Raw genomic sequence first — 14,189 nt, forward strand, 5'->3', positions numbered from 1 at the left:
GCTTTATAAAAGACGGCCTATAGCAAAGTCCTGGATTTTTCCTGCCGCTACGGCGTGAAAAGTACCGGACATATACAAAATAGATGGGGTGTCTGGGGTAATATGAACGAACAATATTCCGCGTTGCGTAGTAATGTCAGTATGCTCGGCAAAGTGCTGGGAGAAACCATTAAGGATGCGTTGGGAGAGCACATTCTTGATCGCGTTGAAACAATTCGTAAGTTGTCCAAATCTTCACGCGCTGGCAATGACGCCGATCGCCAGGAGTTACTCACCACATTACAAAATTTATCGAACGACGAGCTATTGCCCGTCGCCCGCGCTTTTAGTCAGTTTTTGAATCTGGCTAATACTGCTGAGCAATACCACAGCATTTCGCCAAAAGGCGAGGCTGCCAGCAACCCGGAAGTGATTGCCCGCACCCTGCGTAAACTGAAAAATCAACCAGACCTCAGTGAAGCTACAATCAAAAAAGCTGTCGAATCACTGTCGCTGGAACTGGTCCTCACCGCACACCCGACTGAAATCACCCGTCGTACACTGATCCACAAAATGGTGGAAGTGAACACCTGTTTAAAGCAACTGGATAACAAAGATCTCGCTGATTACGAACGTAACCAATTGATGCGTCGTCTGCGTCAGTTAATCGCCCAGTCCTGGCATACGGATGAGATTCGAAAACAACGACCAAGCCCGGTAGATGAAGCCAAATGGGGCTTTGCAGTAGTGGAAAACAGCCTGTGGCAAGGCGTACCAAACTATCTGCGCGAGCTGAACGAACAACTGGAAGAAAATCTTGGCTATAAGCTGCCGGTAGATTTTGTTCCGGTCCGTTTTACTTCGTGGATGGGCGGCGACCGCGACGGCAACCCGAACGTAACCGCCGATATTACCCGTCATGTGTTGTTGCTCAGCCGCTGGAAAGCAACCGATCTGTTCCTGAAAGATATTCAGGTGCTGGTCTCTGAACTGTCGATGGTTGAAGCAACCCCTGAACTGCTGGCGCTGGTTGGCGAAGAGGGCGCCGCAGAGCCGTATCGCTATCTGATGAAAAATCTGCGCTCCCGCCTTATGGCTACTCAGGCCTGGCTGGAAGCACGTCTGAAAGGGCAAAAACTACCGAAGCCGGAAGGTTTACTGACACAAAACGAAGAGCTTTGGGAACCACTTTATGCGTGTTACCAGTCGTTGCAGGCTTGCGGTATGGGCATTATTGCCAACGGCGATCTGCTCGACACTCTGCGCCGCGTAAAATGTTTCGGCGTACCGCTGGTACGTATTGATATCCGTCAGGAGAGCACCCGTCATACCGAAGCGCTGGGCGAACTGACCCGCTACCTCGGCATCGGCGACTACGAAAGCTGGTCAGAGGCCGACAAACAGGCGTTCCTGATCCGCGAACTGAACTCCAAACGCCCCCTTCTGCCGCGTAACTGGCAACCGAGCGCCGAAACGCGCGAAGTACTTGATACCTGTCAGGTAATTGCTGAAGCACCGCAAGGTTCCATTGCCGCCTACGTGATCTCGATGGCAAAAACGCCGTCCGACGTACTGGCTGTACACCTGCTGCTGAAAGAAGCGGGTATTGGATTTGCGATGCCGGTTGCACCGCTGTTTGAAACCCTTGATGACCTGAACAACGCCAACGATGTCATGACCCAGTTGCTCAATATCGACTGGTATCGCGGCCTGATTCAGGGCAAACAGATGGTGATGATTGGCTATTCCGACTCAGCAAAAGATGCGGGCGTGATGGCGGCTTCCTGGGCGCAATATCAGGCACAGGATGCATTAATCAAAACCTGCGAAAAAGCGGGTATTGAACTGACGCTGTTTCACGGTCGCGGCGGTTCCATTGGTCGCGGCGGCGCACCTGCCCATGCGGCGCTGCTGTCACAACCACCAGGAAGCCTGAAAGGCGGCCTGCGCGTGACCGAACAGGGCGAGATGATCCGCTTCAAGTACGGTCTGCCTGAAATCACCGTTAGCAGCCTTTCGCTGTATACCGGGGCGATTCTGGAAGCCAACCTGCTGCCACCGCCAGAGCCGAAAGAGAGCTGGCGTCGCATTATGGATGAGCTTTCGGTTATCTCATGCGATGTCTACCGCGGCTACGTGCGTGAAAACAAAGATTTTGTGCCTTACTTCCGCTCTGCCACGCCGGAGCAGGAACTCGGCAAACTACCGCTGGGTTCACGTCCGGCAAAACGTCGCCCGACCGGTGGCGTTGAGTCACTGCGCGCTATTCCGTGGATTTTTGCCTGGACACAAAACCGCCTGATGCTCCCCGCCTGGCTGGGCGCGGGTACGGCGCTACAAAAAGTGGTGGAAGATGGTAAACAGAGCGAGCTGGAAACAATGTGCCGCGACTGGCCTTTCTTCTCAACGCGTCTGGGAATGCTGGAGATGGTATTCGCCAAAGCGGATCTGTGGCTGGCGGAATATTATGATCAGCGGCTGGTCGCAAAAGAGCTTTGGCCGTTAGGCAAAGAGCTACGCAATCTGCTGGAAGAAGATATTAAAGTGGTGCTGGCAATTGCTAACGACTCCCACCTGATGGCTGATCTGCCGTGGATTGCCGAGTCAATTCAGTTGCGTAATATCTACACCGACCCACTGAACGTACTACAGGCAGAGCTGCTGCACCGCTCACGTCTTACCGAACAAAACGGCAAAGAGCCTGATCCACGCGTTGAGCAAGCCCTGATGGTCACCATTGCCGGGGTTGCTGCTGGTATGCGTAACACAGGTTAACAGCACTGCCTCTATAAACCCTCGTGCAATCGCACGAGGGTTTCTTGAAATACTGCTGTCATATCCATGTAGTTTTCAATATATTTCTGTCTGCATTTTATTCAGCTTTTGGATATCTGTTGATGTACTCAGGTTTCAGATCTCCTTAAGGTTATTTCGCTACTGTTGGCGTTTTTTTTGAAGACAGGTTTCTATTATGCATTCCACTCAACTCCAGGCTAAAGCCCCTTTTAGCTGGAAAGCCCTGGGCTGGGCATTACTCTATTTTTGGTTTTTCTCCACACTTCTTCAGGCCATCATTTATATCACCGGCTACAGCGGCACCACTGGTATCCGTGACTCCCTGTTGTTCAGTTCCCTTTGGTTAATCCCCGTTTTTCTCTTCCCTAACAGAACAAAAATTATCGCTGCGGTGATTGGCGTAATGCTCTGGGCGGCCTCGCTGGCAGCACTCAGTTATTATGTGATTTATGGTCAGGAATTTTCGCAAAGCGTCCTGTTCGTCATGTTCGAAACCAACGCCAACGAAGCCAGCGAATATTTAAGCCAATATTTTAGTCTGAAGATTGTGCTGATTGCGCTGGCTTATACGGCGGTGGCAATCCTGCTCTGGACACGTCTGCGCCCGGTCTACATTCCTTCGCCCTGGCGTTATCTCATTTCGTTTGCCCTGCTTTACGGCTTGATCCTGCATCCGATCACCATGAACACCATCATCAAAGGCAAACCGATTGAAAAAACGCTGGATAGTCTGGCATCGCGCATGGAACCCGCAGCACCATGGCAATTTATTACCGGCTACTACCAGTACCGCCAGCAACTTAACTCGCTGACCAAATTACTCAACGAAAACAACGCGCTGCCGCCACTGGCTAATTTCAAAGATGAATCGGGTAACGAACCGCGCACCCTGGTACTGGTGATTGGCGAATCAACCCAGCGTGGCCGCATGAGCCTGTACGGTTATCCGCGTGAAACCACGCCGGAGCTGGATGCGCTGCATAAAACCGACCCGAATCTGAGCGTGTTCAATAACGTGGTCACATCGCGTCCGTATACCATTGAAATCCTGCAACAAGCGCTGACCTTTGCCAATGAAAAGAACCCGGATCTGTATCTGACGCAGCCGTCGCTGATGAACATGATGAAACAGGCAGGTTATAAAACCTTCTGGATCACCAACCAGCAGACGATGACCGCCCGCAATACCATGCTGACGGTATTTTCGAAGCAGACCGACAAGCAGTACTACATGAACCAGCAACGTACGCAGAGTGCGCGTGAATACGACACCAACGTGCTGAAGCCGTTCCAGGAGGTGCTGAAGGACCCTGCGCCGAAGAAACTGATCATCGTTCATCTGCTGGGTACGCATATCAAATACAAATACCGCTACCCGGAAAATCAGGGCAAGTTTGATGGCAATACCGATCATGTTCCGCCTGGATTAAGCGCAGAAGAGCTGGAGTCATATAATGATTATGACAATGCTAACCTGTATAACGACCATGTGGTTGCCAGCCTGATTAAAGACTTTAAAGCAGCAGATCCGAACGGTTTCCTGGTGTACTTCTCTGACCACGGCGAAGAGGTTTACGACACGCCACCGCACAAAACTCAGGGGCGTAATGAAGACAACCCGACGCGCCACATGTACACCATTCCGTTCCTGCTGTGGACGTCAGAAAAATGGCAGGCCACGCATCCGCATGATTTCTCGCAGGATGTTGATCGGAAATACAGCCTGGCGGAACTGATCCACACCTGGTCAGATTTAGCAGGCTTATCTTACGACGGTTACGATCCAACCCGTTCAGTGGTGAATCCGCAGTTCAAAGAAACCACTCGCTGGATTGGTAACCCGTATAAGAAAAACGCACTGATCGACTACGACACTCTGCCGTATGGCGATCAGGTGGGTAATCAGTAATTATCAGCCTGGTGCTATTTGCCGGATGCGACGCCTGAATGAAGCGTCTTATCCGGCCTACAGATCGCGGCAGTAGGCCCGATAAGGCGTCTACGCCGCATCCGGCAATACAAGGCGACTGAAACCGCCGCAATGTTTACATCGACCCCCCATCAGGCCACACTTTTCAGGTGGCCTTTTTTCATAATGCCAGTTACTGTTTTCCCGTCTACATACCTAAGGGAATAACATGTATCACGACGTCAGCTATCTGCTCTCCCGCCTGATAAACGGCCCGCTGTCGCTGCGCCAGATTTACTTTGCCAGCAGCAACGGTCCGGCGCCCGATCTTGCGTATCAGGTCGATTTTCCACGGCTGGAAATAGTGCTGGAAGGTGAATTTGTTGATACCGGCGCTGGCGCAACGTTAGTTCCCGGCGATGTGCTGTACGTTCCCGCTGGCGGCTGGAATTTCCCACAATGGCAAGCCCCCGCTACCACCTTTAGTGTGTTGTTTGGCAAACAACAACTCGGCTTCAGCGTCGTGCAATGGGATGGTAAGCAGTATCAAAATCTGGCGAAGCAACACGTCGCCCGACGCGGCCCGCGCATTGGTTCTTTTCTGCTACAAACGCTCAATGAAATGCAAATGCAGTCGCAGGAGCAGCAAACGGCCAGACTTATCGTCGCTAGCCTGCTTAGCCACTGCCGCGATTTGCTCGGCAGCCAAATCCAGACCGCCTCACGTAGCCAGGCACTATTTGAAGCTATTCGCGATTATATCGACGAACACTATGCCACCGCGCTTACCCGCGAATCTGTCGCACAGGCGTTCTATATTTCGCCAAATTACCTCTCGCACCTGTTTCAAAAAACGGGGGCCATTGGATTTAACGAATACCTGAATCACACGCGACTGGAACACGCTAAGACGTTATTGAAAGGCTATGACCTGAAGGTAAAAGAAGTGGCGCACGCCTGCGGCTTTGTTGACAGCAACTACTTCTGCCGTCTGTTTCGTAAAAACACCGAACGCTCGCCGTCGGAATATCGTCGGCAGTACCACAGCCAACTGACAGAGAAACCGACTACTCCAGAATAAGATGGGTTTGCTGCGGCGCAGAAAGCACTTTGCGCACTGCGCTCATCACCCGCTGTGGCTCACGCAGGAACGCGTAGATGCTGCATTGCACGTAGCGGCAATGTTCAAATCGCTCAGCACCGGCAAGTTCAATATCCGTAATCAACAGCGCAACATCCGCCCGGCGGATATCCTCGTCCGCTAAACGATTCTCCGTTCCCAAAGCACCCTGAGTTTCAATGCTGACGCCCCACTTCTCTAACTGGCACAACTTTTCCAGCCGTTCCGCCGCCATATAAGTATGCGCCACGCCACTGACGCAGGCGGTTACTGCCACCAGGTATGCCATTTTAACCTCCCACGGTAACCTGAAATCCGGCCCGTTCTGCCATTTCGCGCATCGTTGCCACATCGGCTGACGACGGCGCTGGCACCTCTTTCATCGACCATGTTTTCCCCAGCAGACGGTATTTTGGTTCGCCGTACTGATGAAACGGTAACAGATGGATCTGCCTGATATTCAGCGGGATCAGCACGTCCAGCGCCTGCTGCATATTCTCCCGGCTGAGCGTGAAACCAGGGATCAGTGGCAAGCGCGGGATCACATTAACACCTTCGCTCACCAGCAAACGCAGGTTCTCCAGCACGCGCGGCAGGTTCATCTTCACCACATCCCGCGCCTGAGTTGCATCCATTATTTTTAAATCGAACAACACTTCATCGCACAATTTCGCCAGCGGTAACAGCTTGCTGGCTGGCGCGTCTCCGGCAGTTTCGATGGCGCATGACACACCCCACAACCGAAGCCGCTGTAAAAAACGGGTAGCAAACTCCGCCTGCATTAACACTTCGCCGCCAGAAAGCGTGACGCCGCCGCCGGACGTGCGAAAGAAAATGTCATCTTTCATCACTTCCCGTTCCAGCGCGTCAAGGCTGATATCGCGACCAATCCGTTCAAACTCCCCGGACGGGCATTCATCCGCATCACGCAAACATTTTGCGCAGTGCAGACATTTCGCTTCTCTGCGTACCGTCTGGATTTTGCCGGAGATCGACTCCGGATTAGCACACCACGGGCAAAGATGCGGACAGCCTTTAAAAAAGACCACCGTACGAATGCCCTCGCCGTCATTCAGTGAATAACGCTGAATGTTGAAAATGCGCGCCACATCATTGCGGCGCGTTTCCACAACGTTACAGCTGATGCGCTGTCCGGCGGATGATGTCATCCTGGATCTCCTTCGACAATTCAACAAAGAAGGCGCTGTATCCGGCAACGCGCACCACCAGCCCGGCATAATCTTGTGGGCGCTGTTGCGCTTCCCGCAACGTGTCGGCGTTCACCACGTTAAACTGAATATGCTGCAACTTAAGCTGGGTAAACGCCCGTAAGAAGTCGGCCAGTTTGCGTAATCCCGCTTCACCTTCCAGGGTCGCCGGAGTGAATTTCACGTTCAGCAACGTACCGTTAGAAAGCAGCGTGTTATCGAGCTTGCTGACTGATTTCAGTACCGCCGTTGGTCCTTGTGCATCCTGGCCCAGCATGGGAGACAAGCCACCGTCTGCCAGTTGTTCCCCGGCAAAACGGCCGTCTGGCGTCGCACCAACCACCGATCCCAACGGGACGTGAGCAGAAACGGTATACGATCCCGGCGTGAAGTAGCCACCGCGCGGGTTCTGGTATTTTTCCACTTCTTTGCAGTAATGACGCAGGAGTTCAGCGCTAATGTTATCCACCTCGTCGATATCGTTACCGTATTTCTCAAAGCGGTTAATTAAGCGAGCGCGGACTTTTTCGCCTTCTGGCGTTGCGAAGTTGGCTTTTAATACCGACAGCAATTCGTCAAAACTTAAACGCTGTTGCTCAAAAACCATCCCTTTCAACGCATGGAGAGAATCGCTCAGGTTGGCGATACCGATCCCCTGTACGCCGGAGAAGTTATAACGCGCGCCGCCATCGGTAATATCGCGGCCTTTTTCCAGACAATCGCTGATAAACGACGAGAGCAGCGGTACAGGAGCCCAGTCACGGTGACCGATATCACAAATATTGCTGCCTTCAACCATCAGGGTGATGTAGTGGCTGATCTTGGCGCGGATCTGTTCCAGCAAACCTTCATAACTCAGCGCAGCATTGCCTTCATTTTCATGCAAGCAGATTTCCATCACTTTCAGCAGGTTAAACATCGCGATGTCATGCAAGCCGTAGGTTCTGCCAGGAATAGATAATTCCACGCAGCCCACTACGGAATAGTCGCGCGCATCTTCCAGCGAAACGCCACGGTTGAGGAACGCTGGCACCACCACTTCATCGTTAAAGATTTGCGGAATCCCCGTGCCGAGGCGGATGGTTTCTGCGGTTTTCATCAGGAAAGGCGTGTCGATCAAGGCGTTAGTGCGCACGCCGAGGTTCGGTTGCGGCAATTGCACGCTTTGATAAGCATCGAGACAGAGGAACGAAAGCACGTTCACTGCGCTACGTCCGTTCTCGGTTAACCCACCGAGCAGGGCGGTATAGCCGGTCGGGAAACCTGCGAAATAGCGCGCGCTGCTGGTGGAGCGCAACAGCACGATGTCATTGCATTTCACCCATAAAGATTCGAGCAGTTCTTTCAGGAACGCCGGATCTTCGCCCTGGGTTAATGATGCCTGATAGAAAGGCAACATATACTGGTCGAAGCGCCCTAAAGACAGCGAGCTGGCGTTGGATTCGTATTGCAGAATGATGTTCATGTACCAGAACAACTGGCACGCCTGCCAGAATGTCTGCGGCTTATGTTCGGCGTTATGGCGGGAGATCTCCGCGATAGTCAGCAGTTCTTCGCGACGCTGGGCATCGGTGCAGTTTGCCGCCATCGTTTCCGCCAGTTCGGCGTAACGCAAAATGTGTTTCTGCGAGGCTTCGAGCAATAACAGCGCAGCCTGATAAAAGTGATTCTCCGGCTGTTGCTGGCAATGTTGCTGCATCTGCGCCACCAGCTCACCCAGCCCGTGATTCAGCAGGCGCGGGTAATCAATAATGATGTGCCCCTGGCCTTTATCTGTCTGGTTGATACTGAAAATCTGCGTGCTGGTCGCGGCTTTTACTTCATCCGTCATCTGCCCGTTAATAAAATCTTTCATCGAACGTTTTTCCCAGTATGGGAACAGCTCTTCGCGGTAGATACGTTTATCTTCTTCACTAATGGCGAAGCGGTCCTGCGGTCGCGTCGGAAATTGATCCAGCTCTTTCAGCAACCAGTAAGGGTCCATTTCCGGCGACATAATCCCGGCGCGCGGTTTTACGGTACGGTTACCAGCAATCAGTTCTTCATCACGAATCGAAATTTCAACATGTTCAAGGATATACGCTGTTGCTTTCGCCCGGCGCAATATCACTGGTTCGCCTTCGGTTTGCCGATGGCTGGCGGTATAAAGCAGCGCCCGCTCCAGCGAGATTTCACGGGTATTGGCAAACAGTGCAGTTTTGAGGCGAGAGATACGATTCGTCATGAGGAACTCCTGTGGGAAAGCGACCCCGCCCTTGCGAGCGGGATAAGAACTTAAGCGGTTTGCGCCAGGTGAGCTTCAATTTTTCTCATAATGGCGTCAGCGCGTTTTACCGCGTCGCTGATGTTGACACGCACGATGGTCTTGCCAGCAAAACGCTCTTCAAACTTGATGCCGATATCTTTGGTCAGAATCACCATATCGGCGCTCGCCACGTCTTCCGCTGTCAGTTCATTTTCCAGACCAATTGACCCCTGGGTTTCTACTTTCACTTCCCAGCCTTTCGCTTTCGCGGCGCTTTCCAGTGCCTCTGCTGCCATATAAGTATGGGCAACACCTGAAGGACATGCGGTTACTGCAATAATTTTCGTCATGGCTCGTTCCTCAATTAATTTCAAAATCCAAATCCAGGTCGTCTTCTTTTTCATCAGATGAAGACCCATTTTTACGCGCCAGACTTTTCAGCACGTTCACACAAACTGCTGTCACTACTGCCCCGACAGCCACTGCTGCGATATAACCCAGCTTGCCTTCAACCACAGGCAGCACAATCAGACCACCCCAGCCTGCATAGCACTGCGCACCGACCAGCGCCGCAGTTACCGCACCACAAACAGAACCGACCATGATGGAAGGAATGACACGCAGCGGATCGGCAGCGGCGAAAGGAATCGCCCCTTCGGTGACACCAACGCACCCCATCACCAGCGCCGCTTTGCCGGTTTCACGCTCTTCTGCAGAGAAATTTTTACGACCAATCAGCGTCGCCAACCCCATACCCAGCGGTGGAACACAGATCCCCACGGCAGCAATGGCCACCACGGTATAAACGCCCTGAGCCACACAGATCAGCATGAAGGCATAGGCCACTTTGTTAACCGGGCCGCCCATATCAAAGGCCAGCATCAATCCCATGATCACCGCCAGCATCACTACGCTGCCTTGTTGCATGCCCTGAAGCCACTGGGTCAGGCTGTTGGTCAACGCCCCCACCGGCTCGCCCAGTCCCCACATCATGACACCAGCGGTAATCAGTGTGCCGACGATCGGAATGATGAAGATTGGCATCACCGAGCGCAGAACTTTATGTACCGGAATTTTCTTCAGGTAATGCACCACGATGCCGCCGATAATCCCGGCGATCAGCGCGCCAAAGAAGCCCGCACCAAAGCTGTTACCAACCCAGGCACCGATAGCGCACGGAGCCAGCGCAGAGCGTTCTGCAATGGAATAGCCGATGTAAGCGGCGAGGAAAGGCACCATCAGCGTCAAGCCTGCAACGCCGATATCAAACAGTTTTTTCAGATTCGGATCGGCTACGGCATCCGGCACTGCACCTTTGCCGTACAACATGACGGAAACCGCCAGCAAAATACCGCCCGATACCACGAAGGGAATCATGTGTGAAACGCCCGTCATTAAATGCTGACGGGTATTTTTCAGGATCTGCACCAACTCATTCATAAGCTGCTCCCGGGCTTGCGAAAGCCCATGTCCATATTTTTGATGAAGGAAACAATAGGCAATCGCAGGCAGAGCAAACAGTGGATAAAAAGGCCATTTACTGGACTTTTGTAATATCAGTACAAAAATGCGATCCGCCTCATAACTTGCGATAACCCGGAAGCCTGCCGCAAAACGGCGTCTTGTGAGACGCGTCGCAAATTGACGGTTACATTACATTTGTCCAGCTTTTGGCAGTTTTGTCACATGGCAGGCCGTTGCCGTGCGCTCTTATCCTGTAAACAGAAAACCGTACCGGGAGAGAGGCAATGGCCCTGATTGTGGAATTTATTTGTGAGCTGCCTAACGGCGTACATGCACGTCCGGCAAGCCACGTTGAAACGCTGTGTAATACTTTTTCATCACAAATTGAGTGGCATAACCTGCGCAGTGACCGTAAGGGCAACGCCAAAAGCGCTCTTGCGCTGATTGGCACCGATACGCTGGTGGGCGATAAGTGCCAGTTACTGATTTCCGGGGCCGATGAACAGGAAGCGCACCAGCGTTTAAGCCAATGGCTGCGTGATGAATTTCCCCACTGCGATGCGCCACTGGCAGAAGTTAAATCTGACGAACTGGAGCCGCTGCCGGTTTCACTGACCAATCTGAATCCGCAAATTATCCGCGCTCGCACCGTGTGCAGCGGTAGCGCAGGCGGCATTCTGACGCCGATCTCTTCTTTAGATCTCAATACGCTGGGTAACCTCCCCGCAGCCAAAGGCGTTGACGCCGAGCAATCCGCGCTGGAAAACAGCCTGACACTGGTACTGAAAAACATTGAGTTTCGTCTGCTGGATAGCGACGGTGCTACCAGCGCGATTCTGGAAGCGCACCGATCCCTGGCTGGCGATACTTCCCTGCGCGAACATTTACTGGCAGGCGTCAGCGCCGGATTAAGCTGTGCCGAAGCAATTGTTGCCAGCGCGAATCACTTTTGTGAAGAGTTTTCCCGTTCCAGCAGCAGCTACCTGCAAGAACGTGCGCTGGATGTGCGCGATGTCTGCTTCCAGTTACTCCAGCAAATCTACGGTGAGCAACGCTTTCCGGCACCGGGCAAGCTGACGCAGCCCGCCATTTGTATGGCTGATGAACTGACCCCTAGCCAGTTCCTCGAACTGGATAAAAATCACCTCAAAGGTCTGTTGCTGAAAAGTGGCGGCACTACCTCACACACGGTGATCCTTGCCCGTTCGTTCAACATTCCGACACTGGTTGGTGTGGATATTGATGCCCTTACTCCGTGGCAGCATCAAACGATTTATATCGACGGTAATGCCGGGGCGATTGTAGTCGAACCGACAGACGCGGTGGCGCGTTATTATCAACAAGAAGCCCGCGTGCAGGACGCACTGCGTGAGCAACAACGTGTCTGGCTGACCCAACAAGCCCGTACCGCTGACGGTATCCGCATTGAAATTGCCGCTAACATCGCTCACTCCGTCGAAGCGCAGACCGCATTCGGCAATGGTGCGGAAGGCGTTGGTTTGTTCCGCACTGAAATGCTCTATATGGATCGCACCAGCGCACCGGGCGAAAGCGAGTTGTACAACATTTTTTGTCAGGCGCTGGAGTCCGCCAACGGACGCAGCATTATTGTGCGCACTATGGATATTGGCGGTGACAAACCCGTTGATTATCTGAATATTCCCGCAGAAACTAACCCGTTCCTCGGTTATCGGGCCGTGCGTATTTATGAAGAGTACGCGTCGTTATTTACCACGCAGCTACGGTCGATCCTCCGTGCCTCCGCTCATGGCAGCCTGAAAATTATGATCCCGATGATCTCTTCAATGGAAGAGATCTTATGGGTGAAAGAAAAACTGGCGGAAGCTAAACAGCAGCTGCGTAACGAACACATTCCGTTTGATGAGAAGATCCAGCTCGGCATTATGCTGGAAGTGCCGTCAGTGATGTTCATCATCGATCAATGCTGTGAAGAGATTGATTTCTTTAGTATTGGTAGTAATGACCTGACGCAATATCTGCTGGCAGTGGATCGCGATAACGCTAAGGTAACTCGTCACTACAACAGCCTGAATCCGGCATTCTTACGAGCGCTTGATTACGCCGTGCAGGCAGTGCATCGCCAGGGCAAATGGATTGGTCTGTGCGGTGAACTGGGGGCGAAAGGTTCCGTGCTGCCGTTGCTGGTCGGTTTAGGGCTGGATGAACTGAGCATGAGCGCACCATCAATTCCAGCGGCGAAAGCGCGGATGGCGCAACTTGATAGCCGTGAGTGCCGCAAGTTGCTCAACCAGGCCATGGCCTGCCGCACTTCGCTGGAAGTGGAACACCTGCTGGCGCAATTCCGCATGACGCAACAGGACGCACCGCTGGTCACCGCCGAGTGCATCACGCTTGAAAGTGACTGGCGCAGCAAAGAAGAAGTGCTCAAAGGCATGACCGATAACCTGCTGCTGGCGGGCCGCTGCCGCTATCCGCGTAAACTGGAAGCCGACTTGTGGGCGCGTGAGGCCGTTTTCTCTACCGGTCTGGGCTTTAGTTTTGCCATTCCCCACAGCAAATCGGAACATATTGAGCAGTCCACCATCAGCGTGGCGCGTCTGCAAGCGCCGGTGCGCTGGGGAGATGATGAAGCGCAATTCATCATCATGTTAACACTGAACAAACACGCCGCAGGCGATCAACATATGCGCATTTTCTCGCGCCTCGCTCGCCGCATCATGCACGAAGAATTCCGTAACGCGCTGGTTAACGCCGCCTCTGCCGACGCTATCGCCAGCCTGCTGCAACATGAACTGGAACTTTAAAAGGAAACATCATGGAACTGTATCTGGACACCGCTAACGTCGCAGAAGTCGAACGTCTGGCACGCATATTCCCGATTACCGGGGTGACAACTAACCCGAGCATTATCGCTGCCAGCAAGGAGTCCATCTGGGAAGTGCTACCGCGTCTGCAAAAAGCGATTGGTGATGAGGGCATTCTGTTTGCTCAGACCATGAGTCGTGACGCGCAGGGGATGGTGGAAGAAGCGAAGCGCCTGCGCGACGCCATTCCGGGCATCGTGGTGAAAATCCCGGTGACTTCCGAAGGTCTGGCCGCCATTAAGATGCTGAAAAAAGAGGGTATTACTACACTTGGCACCGCTGTATATAGTGCCGCTCAAGGGTTACTGGCCGCACTGGCAGGGGCAAAATACGTTGCTCCGTATGTTAACCGCGTAGACGCCCAGGGCGGTGACGGCATTCGTACGGTTCAGGAGCTGCAAGCGCTGTTGGAAATGCACGCGCCAGAAAGCATGGTGCTGGCTGCCAGCTTTAAAACACCGCGTCAGGCGCTGGATTGTTTGCTGGCAGGATGTGAGTCCATCACCCTACCTTTAGATGTAGCGCAACAAATGCTCAATACGCCTGCGGTAGAGTCAGCTATAGAGAAGTTTGAACACGACTGGAAAGCTACATTTGGCAATATCAATCTCTAAGGGAACTA

The 14,189-nt window shown here is 52.9% G+C and carries 10 protein-coding genes; 5 read left to right on the forward strand and 5 right to left on the reverse strand.

Going from position 1 to position 14,189, the window contains the following annotated elements; genetic code table 11:
- The first annotated feature begins 102 nt into the window (after positions 1-102).
- The 3 genes from ppc to K0335_RS11405 all read left to right on the forward strand — a co-directional run bounded on the left by ppc (position 103) and on the right by K0335_RS11405 (position 5,765).
- Positions 103-2,754, forward strand: a complete 2,652-nt coding sequence (gene ppc / locus K0335_RS11395; protein ID WP_001005538.1) for a phosphoenolpyruvate carboxylase — start codon at positions 103-105, stop codon at positions 2,752-2,754.
- Positions 2,755-2,950: 196 nt separating this feature from the next.
- Positions 2,951-4,684, forward strand: coding sequence for a phosphoethanolamine transferase CptA (locus K0335_RS11400; RefSeq protein WP_000556353.1), 1,734 nt, complete (start codon positions 2,951-2,953; stop codon positions 4,682-4,684).
- 229 nt (positions 4,685-4,913) lie between these two features.
- Entirely contained in the window at positions 4,914-5,765 is an 852-nt protein-coding gene (locus tag K0335_RS11405) for an AraC family transcriptional regulator (RefSeq protein ID WP_219393830.1), read from the forward strand.
- Here the strand turns inward: K0335_RS11405 and K0335_RS11410 are convergent.
- Genes K0335_RS11410 through K0335_RS11430 form a run of 5 tightly spaced genes read right to left on the reverse strand, consistent with a single transcriptional unit; the run spans position 5,752 to position 10,697 of the window.
- Positions 5,752-6,093: a PTS fructose-like transporter subunit IIB gene (locus tag K0335_RS11410; RefSeq protein ID WP_000323849.1), complete on the reverse strand. Its 342-nt coding sequence runs from the start codon at positions 6,091-6,093 to the stop codon at positions 5,752-5,754. The two genes, K0335_RS11405 and K0335_RS11410, sit on opposite strands and share 14 nt — an antisense overlap.
- 1 nt (position 6,094) lies before the next feature.
- Positions 6,095-6,973, reverse strand: coding sequence for a [formate-C-acetyltransferase]-activating enzyme (locus K0335_RS11415; RefSeq protein WP_219393831.1), 879 nt, complete (start codon positions 6,971-6,973; stop codon positions 6,095-6,097).
- Positions 6,939-9,236: a formate C-acetyltransferase gene (locus K0335_RS11420; protein ID WP_104920040.1), complete on the reverse strand. Its 2,298-nt coding sequence runs from the start codon at positions 9,234-9,236 to the stop codon at positions 6,939-6,941. The genes K0335_RS11415 and K0335_RS11420 overlap by 35 nt, the downstream gene beginning before the upstream one ends.
- Before the next feature lie 50 nt (positions 9,237-9,286).
- On the reverse strand, positions 9,287-9,607 hold the full coding sequence (locus tag K0335_RS11425) for a PTS fructose-like transporter subunit IIB (protein ID WP_160193794.1): 321 nt from the start codon (positions 9,605-9,607) through the stop codon (positions 9,287-9,289).
- 10 nt (positions 9,608-9,617) lie between these two features.
- A complete protein-coding gene (locus K0335_RS11430; RefSeq protein ID WP_001004472.1) occupies positions 9,618-10,697 on the reverse strand; it encodes a PTS fructose transporter subunit EIIC in 1,080 nt (359 codons plus the stop codon).
- A gap of 308 nt (positions 10,698-11,005) precedes the next feature.
- Between K0335_RS11430 and ptsP the strand changes: the two genes are divergently transcribed.
- Complete coding sequence (gene ptsP, locus K0335_RS11435) at positions 11,006-13,507, forward strand: phosphoenolpyruvate--protein phosphotransferase (protein WP_046082524.1); 2,502 nt, start codon at positions 11,006-11,008, stop codon at positions 13,505-13,507.
- An 11-nt stretch (positions 13,508-13,518) separates the two neighbouring features.
- Complete coding sequence (gene fsa / locus K0335_RS11440) at positions 13,519-14,181, forward strand: fructose-6-phosphate aldolase (protein WP_000424876.1); 663 nt, start codon at positions 13,519-13,521, stop codon at positions 14,179-14,181.
- The last annotated feature ends 8 nt before the right edge of the window (positions 14,182-14,189 follow it).

Origin of the sequence: Escherichia sp. GZ89, from assembly GCF_019366485.1 — a bacterium.
GTDB classification, from domain to species: Bacteria; Pseudomonadota; Gammaproteobacteria; order Enterobacterales; family Enterobacteriaceae; genus Escherichia; species Escherichia fergusonii.